Annotated in this window: 13 protein-coding genes; 7 read left to right on the forward strand and 6 right to left on the reverse strand. The window is 66.3% G+C overall.

What is annotated here, in order from left to right; genetic code table 11:
• Nucleotides 1–36 precede the first annotated feature (36 nt).
• Nucleotides 37–1,731, reverse strand: a complete 1,695-nt coding sequence (locus tag OVA06_RS10370; protein ID WP_268158100.1) for a serine/threonine-protein kinase — start codon at nt 1,729–1,731, stop codon at nt 37–39.
• Between the two features lie 150 nt (nt 1,732–1,881).
• Between OVA06_RS10370 and lipB the strand changes: the two genes are divergently transcribed.
• The 4 genes from lipB to OVA06_RS10390 all read left to right on the forward strand — a co-directional run bounded on the left by lipB (nt 1,882) and on the right by OVA06_RS10390 (nt 4,934).
• Complete coding sequence (gene lipB / locus OVA06_RS10375; RefSeq protein WP_261620711.1) at nt 1,882–2,550, forward strand: lipoyl(octanoyl) transferase LipB; 669 nt, start codon at nt 1,882–1,884, stop codon at nt 2,548–2,550.
• A complete protein-coding gene (gene lipA, locus OVA06_RS10380; RefSeq protein ID WP_268158102.1) occupies nt 2,547–3,566 on the forward strand; it encodes a lipoyl synthase in 1,020 nt (339 codons plus the stop codon). The genes lipB and lipA overlap by 4 nt, the downstream gene beginning before the upstream one ends.
• 86 nt (nt 3,567–3,652) lie before the next feature.
• Nucleotides 3,653–4,405, forward strand: coding sequence for a DUF4191 domain-containing protein (locus OVA06_RS10385; RefSeq protein ID WP_268158105.1), 753 nt, complete (start codon nt 3,653–3,655; stop codon nt 4,403–4,405).
• 157 nt (nt 4,406–4,562) lie between these two features.
• Nucleotides 4,563–4,934 carry a DUF3817 domain-containing protein gene (locus tag OVA06_RS10390; RefSeq protein WP_261621166.1) on the forward strand — a complete coding sequence of 124 codons (372 nt, stop codon included), beginning with the start codon at nt 4,563–4,565 and terminating at the stop codon, nt 4,932–4,934.
• 24 nt (nt 4,935–4,958) lie between these two features.
• Here OVA06_RS10390 and OVA06_RS10395 read toward each other — a convergent pair whose 3' ends face one another.
• Nucleotides 4,959–5,396, reverse strand: coding sequence for an RDD family protein (locus tag OVA06_RS10395; RefSeq protein WP_056077435.1), 438 nt, complete (start codon nt 5,394–5,396; stop codon nt 4,959–4,961).
• A 309-nt stretch (nt 5,397–5,705) separates the two neighbouring features.
• Here OVA06_RS10395 and glnA point away from each other — a divergent pair, with 309 nt between their 5' ends.
• Nucleotides 5,706–7,130 (forward strand): type I glutamate--ammonia ligase, encoded by a 1,425-nt coding sequence (gene glnA / locus OVA06_RS10400; protein ID WP_015936802.1) that lies wholly within the window; start codon nt 5,706–5,708, stop codon nt 7,128–7,130.
• Nucleotides 7,131–7,408: 278 nt separating this feature from the next.
• On the opposite strand, the gene OVA06_RS10405 is transcribed toward glnA, so the two are convergent.
• From OVA06_RS10405 to OVA06_RS10415, 3 genes are read right to left on the reverse strand one after another with little or no spacing between them, the layout of a single operon-like run.
• A complete protein-coding gene (locus OVA06_RS10405; protein WP_056077488.1) occupies nt 7,409–7,957 on the reverse strand; it encodes a GNAT family N-acetyltransferase in 549 nt (182 codons plus the stop codon).
• A complete protein-coding gene (locus OVA06_RS10410; protein ID WP_268158113.1) occupies nt 7,947–10,958 on the reverse strand; it encodes a bifunctional [glutamine synthetase] adenylyltransferase/[glutamine synthetase]-adenylyl-L-tyrosine phosphorylase in 3,012 nt (1,003 codons plus the stop codon). The genes OVA06_RS10405 and OVA06_RS10410 overlap by 11 nt, the downstream gene beginning before the upstream one ends.
• 9 nt (nt 10,959–10,967) lie before the next feature.
• The gene (locus OVA06_RS10415; RefSeq protein WP_056077714.1) at nt 10,968–12,308 is read right to left on the reverse strand and encodes a glutamine synthetase family protein; all 1,341 of its coding nucleotides are present in this window, start codon (nt 12,306–12,308) and stop codon (nt 10,968–10,970) included.
• A gap of 275 nt (nt 12,309–12,583) precedes the next feature.
• Here OVA06_RS10415 and panB point away from each other — a divergent pair, with 275 nt between their 5' ends.
• Nucleotides 12,584–13,474, forward strand: a complete 891-nt coding sequence (gene panB / locus OVA06_RS10420) for a 3-methyl-2-oxobutanoate hydroxymethyltransferase (RefSeq protein WP_268158116.1) — start codon at nt 12,584–12,586, stop codon at nt 13,472–13,474.
• Nucleotides 13,475–13,507: 33 nt separating this feature from the next.
• Here panB and OVA06_RS10425 read toward each other — a convergent pair whose 3' ends face one another.
• Complete coding sequence (locus tag OVA06_RS10425; RefSeq protein ID WP_156368347.1) at nt 13,508–13,672, reverse strand: SPOR domain-containing protein; 165 nt, start codon at nt 13,670–13,672, stop codon at nt 13,508–13,510.
• A 120-nt stretch (nt 13,673–13,792) separates the two neighbouring features.
• On the opposite strand from OVA06_RS10425, the gene map reads away from it, so the two are divergent.
• Nucleotides 13,793–14,671: a type I methionyl aminopeptidase gene (gene map / locus OVA06_RS10430; protein ID WP_268158120.1), complete on the forward strand. Its 879-nt coding sequence runs from the start codon at nt 13,793–13,795 to the stop codon at nt 14,669–14,671.
• Nucleotides 14,672–14,688: the final 17 nt, after the last annotated feature.

Genomic DNA, 14,688 nt, shown 5'->3' on the forward strand with positions numbered 1-14,688 from the left:
TGAGCCTGGTGCGGGCTGCAGCGGCGGGGCGCGGTTTCAGGAGCCGGGGAGGATCTCGCTGATCCGCCACTTGCCGTCCTCTGCAATGAGGACCAAACGCAGGGGCTGGCCGGGTGCAGCAGCACCTTTTGCGGCAACAGTTCCTGTGGTGTCCTTCTCTTCCCAGGCTGATGTGGCGGCGGTGGCCTGGACAACCGCGCGCGAATCCGTTGGACCCGGTTCTGTCCGGATGTCCGAGAGCGTGCTGATGAAGCCTGAAAGCACCCTGCCCGAAGCTGACAGCCTCTCCGCAGTGAGATGGTCGGCAGCGGCCGCCGGCGACCCGGAGGCGTTGACTTCCGCCAGCAGGTCCACCTGGCCGCTGCGGAAAGCGTGGTCACGCAGCGCCGCAAGGCCACGCAGGGCGTCCGCAGGTTGTGCGGACGCCGCCAGGGCCCTGGCCTCGTCCAGTGCGGCAGGGCCGCCTGCCTGAACCGCAGCAGAGTCTCCGGCAGTGGCGGAAGCTGCCTCTGCCGCAGCCCTGCCGTCGCCGGCGGGATCCAGGGTGCCCAGGGCCACCTGGGACAAGGGAGTCAGCCACAGGACCATCGCCGCACCGGCAGCCGCGCCTGTTGCGAGGACGGTCCGGCGCTGGCGAGCACCGGTTGGAGTCACACTGCGGTGAGCCCCGTTCCGGCGCCCGCCTGCGTGCTTCCGGGAACGCACAGGAGCACCACCCGTGTCCTTCCGCCGTGCTGGTTCGCCCGTTGCGGCGGGGACTGCCGTCAGCCGCGGCGGCGTGGCCACCCGCCGGCGCAATGTCCCCAACCGTTCCTTCAGCCGGCCCGGTGAGGGCGGCGGCACGTGCCTGCGCGTCAGGAGCTCCGGGATGACGGTGGGATGGACGGCGGCAGAAAGGTCCACCGGCACAGGCGCGGCGCTGCGGTAGACAGCGGTTGCCAAGGCACCGGCGGTGGGACGGAGCCTGCGGTCTTCGCTGAGACCTGCTTCCAGGGCTGCAGCGAGGTCCACAGGTACACCGGGAACCAAGAGCGGCAGCGGTGGCCGGTCTGCCGTGCGTGGGGGCGCGGCACCGGTGAGGCAGAACCATCCGAGGGCCGCCGCCGCATAGACATCCCTCTCGGGTTGCAGCCCTGCGCGGACCGCATCCACCGGTGCAGGATCCACGAAGCCGGGTGTGCCGTGGCCTGCTCCGCCGGCGGGGTCCCCCAGCATCCGGGCGATTCCCAGGTCCGACAGCATCGGCTTGCCCTGGCCGGTGAACAGCACGTTGCCGGGCGAAACGTCCCCATGCGTGAATCCTTTCCCATGGAGATAGGACAGCGCCTGGGCGATGGGAGTCAGTACCGTTACGGTTTCACCGACGCTGAGCCGGCCGCGGGAGCCAAGGAGCTGACCCAGGGAGCCACCGGACGCGTAGTCCATGATGAGGGCAGTCGGAGCCTGTCCTTCCGCGTCGCCGGGCGGCCCGGGGTGCAGGCTGACGGCGTCGTGGGCCCTGACCAGGTGCTGGTGGTCCAGGACGGAGAGGATCCGGATTTCCCTTCTCACCGCGTCCTCCGACGTCTCTCCCCGGCCGCGTGACTCACCGGAGCCGGGGTGGAAGCACTTTACGGCGTATTTCCTGCCCGTGGCCTGCTCAGCGGCAAGCCAGACGGACGCGCTGCTTCCCCGGCCCAGGAGCCGGTCAACCGCAAAACCCGGGACGTCGGGAGCCTGCAAATCATCCATGTCCCATGTCTAGCGGAATCCGCAGACGGCTGCAGAAGTTATCCACAGCCGGAGCTGGCCTTCAGTCACATTGTGGGCGCAGGTGAAGGCCGCTGGTGAGCTTAGACACTAAACCCAGTCCGCGGCGCTGCGGGGTCTAAGCTGGAAGGCATGACTCTTGAGTTTTCAGGGCTGGGTCTAGCCCCGGAGTTCGTTGATTACCAGCACGCCTGGGACCTTCAACGCGAACTTCACGGAAAAGTGGTGGCCGATGAGGCACCCAGCACCGTGCTCCTGCTGGAGCACGCAGCCGTTTACACCGCAGGCAAGCTGACCGAGGACCACGAACGGCCTTTCGACGGGACTCCCGTGGTGGCCGTGGACCGCGGCGGCAAGCTCACCTGGCATGGTCCGGGCCAGCTCATCGCGTACCCCATCCTGAAACTGAGGAACCGCGCCGGGATCCGTGACTATGTGGAGCGGCTCGAAGCCGTCATGATCGCCGTCATGGCCGATTACGGCATCCGTGCTGAACGCATCAAGGGCCGCGCCGGTGTATGGGTCAAGGCCGACGCCAACGGGCCCGACCGCAAGATCGCCGCCATTGGCATCCGTGTCCTCAACGGCGTGACCATGCACGGTGTCGCCATCAACTGCAGTAACGACCTCGCCCCCTACGGGCAGATCATTGCCTGCGGCATCACCGACGCCGGCGTTACAACCATGTCCCGGGAAACCGGGAAGGACATCCGCCCCGCCGACATCGCCGAACGCTTCGTGGAAGAATTCCGCAAGCACGAAGAAGCACTCGTTTCAAGCCCCGAAGGAGCTCTACTGTGACATTGGCACCCGAAGGCCGGAAGTTGCTGCGGATCGAGCAGCGCAACGCGGCTGTCCCGGTGGAACGCAAACCGGAGTGGATCAAGGCCAAAGTCCAGATGGGCCCGGAATTCGTCCAGCTCAAGAACCTGGTCAAAAAAGAAGGCCTGCACACCGTCTGCGAAGAAGCCGGCTGCCCCAACATCTTCGAATGCTGGGAAGACAAGGAAGCCACCTTCCTCATCGGCGGCTCCGAATGCACCCGCCGCTGCGACTTCTGCCAGATCGACACCGGCAAACCCTCCCCCGTGGACCGGTTCGAACCCACCAAAGTGGCCCGCTCCGTCCAATCCATGCAACTGCGCTACGCCACCGTCACCGGCGTTGCCCGCGACGACCTCGAAGACGAAGGCGTCTGGCTCTACGCCGAAACCGTCCGCAAAATCCACGAACTGAACCCCGGCACCGGCGTCGAACTCCTCATCCCCGACTTCTCCGGCAACCCCGGCCACATCGCCGCGATCTGCGACTCCAAACCCGAAGTCTTCGCCCACAACGTCGAAACCGTCCCCCGGATCTTCAAGCGCATCCGCCCCGCGTTCCGCTACGAACGCTCCCTCGACGTCATCACCCAGGGCCGGAACCTGGGCATGGTCACCAAATCCAACCTCATCCTCGGCATGGGCGAAACCCGCGAAGAAATCTCCGAAGCCCTCCGCGACCTCCACCAGGCCGGCTGCGACCTGATCACCATCACCCAATACCTCCGCCCCTCCGAACGCCACCTCCCCGTAGACAGGTGGGTCAAACCCCAGGAATTCGTCGACCTCCAGCACGAAGCCGAAGAGATCGGCTTCCTCGGCGTCATGTCCGGCCCCCTGGTCCGCTCCTCCTACCGCGCCGGCCGCCTCTGGGCCACCGCCATGCGCAAAAAAGGCCGCGACATCCCCGCCGAACTCGCCCACATCGCCGACGGCATCCAGGACTCCGGCACCACCCGCCAGGAAGCCAGCACGCTCCTGGCCGCCCGTTCCTGACCCGGCAGCCACTGCCACCCAGGGCCGGACACCGGATCTTTCCGGCGTCCGGCCCTTCGGCTTTGGTCACGTAGAATTGAGGCACTATGGCGAAATCCCCTGACTCCAGCAACTCCACCCCGGCGGACTCCAGCGCGGCAAAGCGCGGACTGTTCTCCCGCAAGCCGAAAGAGGCGAAGGCCAAAAAGCCCAGCCGCCTCAAGCAGATCGGTGAGGTCTTCAACATGACCCGCCGCCACGACCCCATGGTCCCGTGGCTGATGCTGCTGGTCTTCCTGGGCGTTGTGGCCGTCAGCTTCCTGGTGGGTTTCTGGCTTGAGAACTGGATCACCGGCCTGATCATCGGCATCCCGCTGGGCCTGCTCGGCGCCACGCTGATCCTGTCCCGGCGCGCGGAACGGGCGGCTTTCGCCCAGATCGAAAACCAGCCCGGGGCCTCAGGCGCCGCACTGGGTACCCTCCGCCGCGGCTGGATCACCGAGGAACAGCCTGTCGCCGTCAATCCGCGCACACAGGATGCCGTCTTCCGCGCCATCGGCCGGCCCGGCGTCGTACTGGTCAGCGAAGGCCCCACGCTCCGGGTGAAGCCTCTGCTCGATGCCGAGCGCAAGCGCCTTGCCCGGATCCTGCCCAACGTGACGGTGCACGTCATCGAAAGCGGCCGCGGCGAGGGCCAGGTGCCCATCAGCCAGGTGGCAAAGAAGATGGGCAAGCTGAAGAAGGAACTGACCAAGCTTGAAGTGAATGCCGTTTCCAAGCGGATCGCATCCCTGGGGAACCGGCTGCCCATCCCCAAGGGCATCGACCCCTACAAAGCCCGCCCCAACCGCGGACGCTAGGCCTAAACAGCGCCCCGGCCACCGGATCCTTCCGGCAGCCGGGGGCGTTTTTCTTGAACAGGCCATTTCCGTTGGCCAGCAAGATACCCCGCGCCCAAGCAGTTAACGGCGCCCCGCCAACCAACGATGACGACCGCCTTACAGGACAGGACAACCCATGCCCCTTCGCAACGTGGCCATCCGCGCTTTCCGTATCCTCGCCGTCGCCGAGGCTTTCAGCTGGGCAGCCCTGCTGATCGGCATGTACTTCAAATGGATTGCCGGCACCACCGAGATCGGTGTGCAGGTGGCCGGACCTATCCATGGAGCTCTGTTTGTTGGCTACGGCGTGGCGGCCCTGGTGCTCTGGCGCCTGCAGCGCTGGCCGTTCACCGTGGCGCTTTTTGCCGGGCTCTCAGCGGTCTTCCCGTTCGCCACCATTCTCTTCGAACGCTGGGCCGATAAGCGCGGTTTGCTGGCTGCTGCCGACGCCGTCGCACCGGCCCCGGAAACCAGCCGGTCCAAGGTGTCGGAAGAAAGCCAGGCCTAGCGCCAGCCCCCCACCCGCGTCTGCTCAGCGGCGGATCAGCAGGGTGTTCATCGCTTTGTCGTGCAGGCCGCGCTGGTCGGGATCAAAGATCACGGCCGGGATCACCAGGCACAGCAGTACGGCCCGCACCAAGGCGGCCAACGGCCCGGGCGTCCCGCCGCCGGGGCGCACCACCGAAATACCCACCACGCGGTGGCCGATGCTGTATCCGAGCGTGCCCACCAGGAGGATCTGCTCAAGGGCGAAGATTCCCAAGGTTGCCCATGCGTCGCCGGCGAAGGCGAAGTTGCTGATCAGCAGGGCGATGCCCCAATCGATCATGATGGCAACGATCCGCCGGCCCGCCCGGGCAATGGACCCCGGCCCCGATTCGGGCAAGCCCAGGCGCTCACCGGGGTACTTGGAAATGCCGGACGTGTCCGGCCCGGTGAGCCAGGAGCCAAGGTCTTTGCGATCTACCACCGTCCAAGTTTACCGGCCTCGACCCCCCGCGCCGGCCCGGTGCACGGCGCCCACATCGCGGATGGGGTTAGACCACAGTGTGGACACCCGATAGCGTGGTCATAACAGGGCATTCTGTAACCTGCCCGAAACAATGTGGACACGGACGGGAAATGCCGCGTCCATAGGCTGTTAGCAGTTTCAAGCAATCTCCCCGGCAGGTATCTGCGGCAGGGCCACAGCACGGAAAACCTTGCGTCTTCCCTGCTTTCGGATTGCGCTGGATCATATGGCTGAGGCCAGATATTTACATATGCGTTAGGAGCATAGATGTTCAAGACTGCGGACGAAGTCCTCAAGTTCATCAAGGACGAAGATGTAAAGTTCGTCGATATCCGCTTCACCGACCTTCCCGGCGTCCAGCAGCACTTCAACGTTCCGGCTAAGAGCGTTGATGCTGACTTCTTCGTCAACGGCCAGCTCTTCGACGGTTCTTCCATCCGTGGCTTCCAGGGCATCGCCGAATCGGACATGCAGCTGATCCCCGATGTGACCACCGCGTTCCTGGACACCTTCCGCATGGAAAAGACCCTCGCGCTGAACTTCTCCATCGTGAACCCGCGCACCGGCGATCCCTACCACCGGGACCCCCGCGGCGTGGCCGAGAAGGCCGAGGCGTACCTGGCTTCCACCGGCATCGCTGACACCGCGTTCTTCGCTCCCGAGGCCGAGTTCTTCGTCTTCGACAACGTCCAGTACCAGTCCTCCCCGCAGGGCAGCTTCTACAAGATCGACTCCGAAGAAGCGCACTGGAACACCGGCCGTGAGGAAGAGGGTGGAAACCTCGGTTACAAGACCCCCGTCAAGGGCGGCTACTTCCCGGTTTCCCCCACGGATAAGCAGGCCGACCTGCGCGACGCCATGTGTGTTGCCCTGGATGAGGCCGGACTTGAGGTCGAGCGCAGCCACCACGAAGTTGGATCCGCCGGCCAGGCCGAGATCAACTACAAGTTCACTACCCTGACCCACGCTGCCGATGACCTGCAGAAGTTCAAGTACGTCATCAAGAACACCGCTGACGCTTGGGGCAAGTCGGTCACCTTCATGCCGAAGCCGGTCTTCGGTGACAACGGCTCGGGCATGCACTGCCACCAGTCGCTGTGGAGCAACGGCGATCCGCTGTTCTACGACGAGAAGGGCTACGCCGGCCTGTCCGACACTGCCCGCTGGTACATCGGCGGCCTGCTGAAGCACGCCGACGCCGTCCTGGCCTTCACCAACCCGACGGTGAACTCCTACCGCCGCCTGGTCAAGGGCTTCGAAGCTCCGGTCAACATGGTGTACTCGCAGGGCAACCGCTCCGCCGGTATCCGCATCCCGATCACCGGTTCCAACCCGAAGGCCAAGCGCATCGAATTCCGCGCTCCGGACCCCTCCTCGAACCCGTACCTGGCGTTCGCTGCCCAGCTGATGGCCGGCATTGACGGCATCCGCAACCGCATCGAGCCCCCGGCACCGATCGACAAGGACCTCTACGAACTGCCCGCCGAGGAAGCCAAGGACATCCCCAAGGCGCCGGGCACCCTGGAAGAAGCCCTGGAAGCACTGCGCGAGGACAACGAGTTCCTGCAGGCCGGCGGCGTCTTCACCCAGGACCTGATCGACACCTGGATCGAGTACAAGTACGAGAACGAGATCCGCCCGCTGTCCCTGCGCCCGAACCCCTACGAGTTCGAGCTCTACTACGGCGTCTAGTCTCCACTCCGCCTGGCAGTACCGCCAGGCCCGCTGAGACAGCGAAAGGCGGCCACCGGTGATCCGGTGGCCGCCTTTCGCGTTCCCGGGCCGAATGCCCGGAGTGGTTAAAAGGTGGAGGCCCGGCTCCAGACGTGCTGAGACCGGGAGCCAGACCTCCTGACGAATGCCCCCCGAGACGAAGACTGTTCGAGCCTTCCCCCCAACAAGGTTGAAGAACACCGCCATTCCACATCATCGAATAAACGCTTTCCCAACGCAATAACGGCCCGCGGGTGTTACCTCATTGTGGCCTGGGCGAACGGCATGAACAGGGTCCGCTGCGGCCCCGCAGATCCGCCGGTGTACCGGCCGTGGTCCACGAAGCCGGCCTTCAGGTATGCGGCCAGCCCCGGGCCATTGGCCTCGTTGACGGAGAGTACGACGCCGGAAGCACCCGTTGGGTGCCGGCGCTCGAGTTTTCCTGCCGCCACCACGGCGGCGGCAGCTCCCAGCGTTCCCAGGCCTTTGCCCTGGTGGCGCCGGTCCACAAGGAATCCCCGGAGCAGCCAGGCGGAGCCGTCCTCCGGCCAGCCGGCCAGGGTGGCTGCTCCTGACTGCAGGGTGAGTACGCCTATGGCCCGCCCGCCGGCCTCCATCACGAAGGGGTGCCGCCCCTCTTCGGCCAGGCCCGTGAGGGCCATCCGCAAAGGATCACCCACGAATCTCTCCTGGCCGGGCCCGAGCTGGAGCCTTGCCACAGCGTCCAGCTGGATTGCCTGGGCGTCCGCATCCAGGTCCCGCAGCGGGATGATCCAAACTGACCCGAAGAATCCGTCAGTGCCCATAGAAAATGCGCTCAAAGACTCCACGTGCCCGCCGGCTGACCCGCAGGTAGTCCTCCTCCAGGGCTGCGGCGTGGCCGGGCTCGTAGCCGCACCACCGGGCCACCGCTTCCAGGTCGCGCCGGGATGAGGGCAGAAGGTCGGAGGCCTTGCCGTTCCAGATGACGTTCGCGGACCTGATCCTGCTGGCGAGCCGCCAGGCCTGCGCCAGCGTCCCGGCGTCGTCCCGGGACAGCAGCCCAAGCGCAGCCGCGGCCTCCAGCGCCGGAAGGGTGGACGTGGTCCGCAGCTCCGGGTGTTCTCCGGCGTGCTGGAGCTGGAGCAGCTGGACCAGCCATTCGACGTCGCTCAGGCCGCCGCGGCCCAGCTTCAGGTGCCGGGCGGGATCGGCGCCGCGGGGCAGCCGTTCCGACTCCACCCGGGCCTTGACCCTGCGGATCTCCCGGATGTCCTGCCCCGCGACGGACTCGGGATAGCGAATGGGGTCGATCAGGGCCAGGAAGTCGGCGGCGAGGCCGTCGTCACCGGCCATCGGACGCGCACGGAGCAGCGCCTGGGCTTCCCAGATCAGTGACCACCGCCGGTAGTACTCGGCGAAGGATTCCAGGGAGCGGACCATGGCCCCGTTCTTGCCTTCCGGCCGAAGGTCAGCGTCCATCTGCAGGACGCGTTCGGCCATAATGGCCGGTTTCAACGGCTGGGTCAGCAGGCTGGACACCTTGGCGACGATCCTTCCCGCCTGTTCCTGGGCCTCAGCCTCGGAAAAGCCCGGCAGGGCCCGGTGGACGTACATGACATCGGCGTCGGAGCCGTACCCGATTTCCCGCCCGCCCTGCCGGCCCATGGCAACCACCAGCACCGCGGTTTTCAGGGGGCCACCGGCGGACACGATCCCCTCGGCCACGCGCAGGGCGCCCAGGACGGCGGCCCTGTCCGTATCCGCGAGAGCAGAGCCCACCTGGTCCTGGTCCAGCAGCCCGGCCGAATCAGCCACGGCGATGCGGAGGATTTCCCTCCGGCGGATGAGCCGGATCAGGCGCATGGCGCTTTCCGGATCCGAGTGCCGTGACATCTTGGACGTAATTTCCTGCCACTGCGCATCGAAGGACACCGGAACAAGGTCCTTGTCCTGCCCCAGCCAGGCAACCGATTCCGGGGACACTTCCAACAGGTCGGCAATCAGCCGCGAGTTGGAAAGCATGTGGCAGAGCCGTTCGGCGGCGGCGTTCGAGTCGCGGAGCAGGCCAAGGTACCAGTGGGTGGTTCCCAGGGCCTCGCTGACCCGGCGGAAGGCCAGCAGGCCGGCGTCGGGATCCACCCCCTCGGCGAGCCAGTCGAGGAGGATGGGTAGCAGTTGGCGCTGCAGGGCAGCACGCCGGCTGACACCGGCCGTCAGGGCTTCGATGTGCCGCATGGCGCCCTGCGGGTCACTGTATCCCAGCGCCGCCAACCGGGCCTGCGCTGCCTCAGGGGTGAGCCTGGCATCCTCACTGCTGAGTTTGGCCGCCGTGTTGAGCAGTGGCCTGTAGAAGATCCGTTCGTGCAGTTCCCGGACGGACCGTTTGGTCTTTTGCCAGGCGGCCAGCAGGGCATCGGGGTGCGGCCGCTCATTGGAGAACGGGCCAAGAACCGCCTTCGCCAGGGCACGCAATGCCGGTTCGGCCACCGGCATCAGGTGGGTGCGGCGCAGCTGGAACAGCTGGATCCGGTGCTCCAGGAGCCGAAGGTACCGGTAGGCGTTGTCGAAGGCTGCGGCGTCCGTGCGTCCGATGTAGCCGCCCGCCGACAGTGCCGCAATCGCCGATGTGGTGTCCCGGCGTCGTAAAGTCTCGTCCGCCTTGCCGTGGACCAGCTGCAGCAACTGGACGGTGAACTCCACATCGCGCAGGCCGCCGCGGCCCAACTTGATCTGCCGCTGCTCCTCGGCAGCGGGGATGTGCTCGGTCACCCGGCGGCGCATGGCCTGCACGGACTCGACGAACCCGTCGCGGCTGGCGGAATTCCAGATCAGCGGGGCCACCGCTTCCTCATACCGGCGGCCCAGCCGGGCATCCCCTGCGATGGTGCGCGCCTTCAGCAGCGCCTGGAACTCCCAGCTTTCAGCCCAGCGCGCATAGTAGGCCTCGTGGGAAGCCAAGGTGCGAACCAGCGGCCCGGACTTGCCCTCCGGCCTCAGGTTCGCGTCGACCTCCCAGAGGCCGGGTTCGCGGGCCACGGAGGAGATGGCGCGGGAGATCCCACTGGCCAGCGCTGTTCCGATGGTGTTGGCTTGCGCGTCCTCCAGCTGCCCGGCATCAATGACGTAGATGACGTCGACGTCGGAGATGTAGTTCAGCTCGCGGGCGCCGCACTTGCCCATCCCGATGACCGCCAAACCCACGTCGGCGACGTCGGCGGCGGCGAACTGTTCTGCCGCCTCGGCCCGCGACACGGCAAGGCCGGCTTCGATGGCCGCGCCGGCGAGGTCGGCCAGCTCGCCTCCCACGGAGGGCAGGAAGTCCAGCGGGTCCGCTGCGCAGAGATCCTTGATGGCCAGGTCCACCACCCCCCTGCGGTACGCCGTGCGCAGGGCAGCGTACGCGTCAGGACCGGTGGTCGACGCCACCGGCCGTGATGCGCGCGGGTCGGCGCCCACGGCCTGCAGCAGTGTGGCCCGCAGGTCCGCGGGATCGGCCGGCAAGGGCTCCGGGCTGGTCCGGACGTCGAAAGCCGCCAGGTGCTCCGGGTGCCTGATGAGGAACTCGCCCAGCGCCTCGGAAGCGCCGAGCACCCGGTACAGCGGCTCGCTGGTCTCAAGGTCAGCTCCCGCGGTGGCCCGCAGGTCAGGATATTTCTCGATCAACCTGACCAGGGACTGCAGCGCGGCGTCAGGACTCGCCGCAATGTGCAGCCCGGCAAACAGCCGGTCCTGGTCCAGCCCCTCCAGCTCACGGGCCGCCAGGAAGCGTTCGCCTTTGTCCAGGTCGCTGAAACCGGCCGCGATGAGGCGGCGTGCCAGGCTCACGCCCGCCGCCTAGAGGATGCCGAGGTTGCGCTGCAGTTCGTAGGGCGTCACCTGCAGCCGGTAGTCCTGCCATTCCGCGCGCTTGTTGCGGAGGAAGTGCTCGAAGACCTGCTCGCCCAGGATTTGCGGCATGAGTTCCGAGTCCTCCATGGTGCGGATGGCGTCATGGAGGCTGGCCGGCAGGGGGTCGTGGCCCATGGCCCGGCGTTCGGCCGAGCTCAGCGACCAGACATCGTCCTCGGCTGCGGCGGGGAGGTCGTAGCCTTCCTCAATGCCCTTGAGCCCGGCGCCCAGGAGCACCGCATAGGCCAGGTAGGGGTTGGCGGCCGAATCGATGCCGCGGTATTCGATCCGGGCAGACTGGCCCTTGCCCGGCTTGTACAGCGGCACGCGGACCAGCGCGGAGCGGTTGTTGTGGCCCCAGCTGAGGTAGCTGGGCGCCTCGCCGCCGCCCCAGAGCCGCTTGTAGGAGTTGACGAACTGGTTGGTGACGGCTGTGAATTCCGGCGCGTGCTTGAGGATGCCGGCGATGAACTGTCGGGCGGTCTTGGAGAGCTGGTATTCCGCGCCGGCTTCGAAGAACGCGTTGCTGTCGCCTTCGAAAAGCGAGAAGTGGGTGTGCATGCCTGAGCCGGGGTGGGCGGTGAACGGCTTCGGCATAAAGGTGGCGTAGGTTCCCTGCTGGAGGGCGACCTCCTTGATGACCGTGCGGAACGTCATGATGTTGTCCGCCGTCTGCAGGGCGTCGGCGTAGCGGAGGTCGATTTCGTTCTGGCCCGGGCCGCCTTCGTGGTGGCTGAACTCCACCGAGATTCCCACCGACTCCAGCATGGTCACGGCCGTCCGGCGGAAGTCCTGGGCGACGCCCCCGGGCACATGGTCGAAATAGCCGCCCTCGTCCACCGGTACCGGCGCGCCGTCGGGGCCCGGTTCCTGGGACTTGAGCAGGTAGAACTCGATCTCAGGATGCGTATAACAGGTGAAGCCCATGTCCGCGGCTTTGGCAAGAGTCCGTTTGAGGACATTCCGTGGATCAGCGGTGGAAGGCTCGCCGTCAGGGGTCAGGATGTCGCAGAACATCCGTGAGGTCTGTTCCGTCTCGCCACGCCACGGCAGGATCTGGAAGGTTGCCGGGTCTGGCTGCAGCAGCATGTCCGATTCAAAGACCCTGGCCAGGCCTTCGATGGAGGAGCCGTCGAAGCCGAGGCCTTCCTCGAACGCCCCTTCAACCTCGGCCGGCGCCAGCGCCACAGACTTCAGCGATCCCACGACGTCGGTAAACCACAGGCGGACGAAACGTACGTCGCGCTCTTCGATTGTGCGCAGGACAAACTCTTGCTGGCGGTCCATGATGGCCTCTTCTCCGGTCAACGTCCATGCTCCGGGTCCACGCATGGGGAAAGCCGGCAGCAGTTCACAAACACTGTACTAAGCATTCGACGCCGATGCTTGAGCCTGCGCCGCACGTAACACAGCATTAACCTGCCGCACGGTCCACGGCAGCCCGCGGCGCCGGTTTTCCCGTTCCCCGGCAGCGGGCGGACGCCCTTGGGTATGACGGTTATCACCTTTGCCGCCCTCCCCCGCGGTAGCTTGGACGGCCGGTACCGCACTACGCTCGTCCCATGGCCTCCAACAGCTCCGATTCACGCGCGTCCGCCGAAGTACCCGCCCCCTACGGCAGCGGCCCTGCGCAGCCGGCGCCCGCAGCTGAGCGGAAGCCGGCCAAGGTACGCATCCACCACCTGCAGCAGGCCAAGCGGGACGGGACCCGGTTCGCGATGTTGACCGCCTACGAGCAGTACACTGCCGAAATCTTCGACGCCGCCGGGATCGAGGTCCTCCTGGTGGGTGACTCCGCTTCCAACAATGTCTTTGGGAACGAGACCTCCCTGCCCGTCACCGTTGACGAGCTCCTCCCCCTCTGCCGGGCGGTTGCGCGTACCGCCAAACGCGCACTGGTGGTGGCGGACCTGCCCTTCGGCAGCTACGAGGTTTCCGCGGAGCAGGCCGTGGCCACCGGCGTGCGCTTCCTGAAAGAGGGCCTGGCTCATGCGGTCAAGATCGAAGGCGGCGCCTACTACGCCCCCACCGTCCGGGCCATGGTCCAGGCCGGTGTACCTGTCATGGCCCACATCGGTTTCACCCCGCAGAGCGAACATGCCCTGGGCGGCTACCGGGTCCAGGGCCGCGGCGACGATGCACAGCGCCTGATTGACGACGCCGTCGCTTTGGCCGGGGCGGGCGCGTTCTGTGTCCTGATGGAGATGGTCCCGGCGGAGACGGCAGCCGCCGTGGACGCCGCCGTCGACGTTCCCACAGTGGGCATCGGGGCCGGCAAGGAAACCACCGGCCAGGTGCTCGTCTGGCAGGACATGGCCGGACTCCGCGGTGGCCGGATGGCCAAGTTCGTCAAGCAGTACGCGGACCTGCGCAGCACGCTGCTCGACGCAGCCACGCAGTACGGCGACGACGTCCGGACCGGGCAGTTCCCTGGACCCGAGCACTCCTTCTAGGCCGGCACCTGCTTCCGGGCGGGCACCTGCCCGTCAGTCGTCGTCGCCCTTTTCCCAGGTCTCGTTCCGGGCGCGGACCTTCTCGATCGCGTGCTCGGCCTCTTCCCTCGTCTTGTAGGGCCCGATCAGCTGGCTCCAGTCGGAAAGCCTGTCCTCTTCGACCTCGTGGGTATTGACGTTGTACCAGTACTCAGGCATTGCTGCTCCTCGGGTTCGGCCGGCGCGTCCGGAACGTGATCCGCGTAACGTTGATTCGTACGGCGGCATACCCGGCTTCGCGGTTGTTGGGCGTTCTGTGGTGCCTTATATGATCAATCTATGCCTTCCCTTGCCTCGACTGCACCCATCGGCACCCTCACCCCCGGTACCGTCAGCCCGCAGCGTCCCGTCCCGGCGTCCATCCCCCGCCCGGAGTATGTGGGCAAACCCGCCCCGGCCAAGTTCACCGGCTCCGAGGTGAAATCCGCCGAGACCATCGAAAAGATCCGCATCGCGGGGAAGATCGCGGCGCAGGCCATCGTCGAGGTGGGAAAACACATTCAGCCCGGTGTCACCACCGACCAGCTGGACAAGGTGGGCCATGAGTTCCTCCTCGACCACAACGCCTACCCCTCCACCCTCGGCTACCGGGGCTTTCCCAAATCGCTGTGCTCTTCGTTGAACGAGGTCATCTGCCACGGCATCCCGGACAGCACGGTGGTCCGGGACGGCGACATCATCAACATCGACATCACCGCCTTCATCAGCGGCGTACACGGCGACACCAACCACACCTTCCTGGTGGGGGACGTGGATGAGGATTCCCGGCTGCTGGTTGAACGGACGCAGGAATCCCTGAACAGGGCCATCAAGGCCGTTGCCCCGGGCCGCGAAATCAACGTCATCGGGCGCGCCATCCAGTCCTACGCCAAGCGCTTCGGCTACGGTGTGGTCCGGGACTTCACCGGGCACGGCGTGGGCGAGGCTTTCCACACCGGGCTGATCATCCCGCACTACGACGCCGCCCCGGCCTACAACACCGTCATCGAAGCCGGCATGGTCTTCACCATTGAACCGATGCTCACCCTGGGCACTGTGGAATGGGACATGTGGGCCGACGACTGGACCGTTGTCACCAAAGACCACAAGCGCACCGCCCAGTTCGAGCACACCCTCCTCGTCACCGATAACGGCGCCGAAATCCTCACCCTGCCGTAACGCGCCGCACTGCGACC

The sequence above is a fragment of the Pseudarthrobacter sp. SL88 genome, assembly GCF_026672455.1.
GTDB lineage: Bacteria > Actinomycetota > Actinomycetes > Actinomycetales > Micrococcaceae > Arthrobacter.

Excerpts from the sequence above, each read along its gene's own strand:
- OVA06_RS10370 (WP_268158100.1), bottom strand. The coding sequence starts at position 1,731 with ATGGATGATTTGCAGGCTCCCGACGTCCCGGGTTTTGCGGTTGACCGG.
- lipB (WP_261620711.1), top strand. The coding sequence starts at position 1,882 with ATGACTCTTGAGTTTTCAGGGCTGGGTCTAGCCCCGGAGTTCGTTGAT.
- OVA06_RS10385 (WP_268158105.1), top strand. The coding sequence starts at position 3,653 with ATGGCGAAATCCCCTGACTCCAGCAACTCCACCCCGGCGGACTCCAGC.
- OVA06_RS10390 (WP_261621166.1), top strand. The coding sequence starts at position 4,563 with ATGCCCCTTCGCAACGTGGCCATCCGCGCTTTCCGTATCCTCGCCGTC.
- glnA (WP_015936802.1), top strand. The coding sequence starts at position 5,706 with ATGTTCAAGACTGCGGACGAAGTCCTCAAGTTCATCAAGGACGAAGAT.
- OVA06_RS10405 (WP_056077488.1), bottom strand. The coding sequence starts at position 7,957 with ATGGGCACTGACGGATTCTTCGGGTCAGTTTGGATCATCCCGCTGCGG.
- OVA06_RS10415 (WP_056077714.1), bottom strand. The coding sequence starts at position 12,308 with ATGGACCGCCAGCAAGAGTTTGTCCTGCGCACAATCGAAGAGCGCGAC.
- panB (WP_268158116.1), top strand. The coding sequence starts at position 12,584 with ATGGCCTCCAACAGCTCCGATTCACGCGCGTCCGCCGAAGTACCCGCC.
- OVA06_RS10425 (WP_156368347.1), bottom strand. The coding sequence starts at position 13,672 with ATGCCTGAGTACTGGTACAACGTCAATACCCACGAGGTCGAAGAGGAC.
- map (WP_268158120.1), top strand. The coding sequence starts at position 13,793 with ATGCCTTCCCTTGCCTCGACTGCACCCATCGGCACCCTCACCCCCGGT.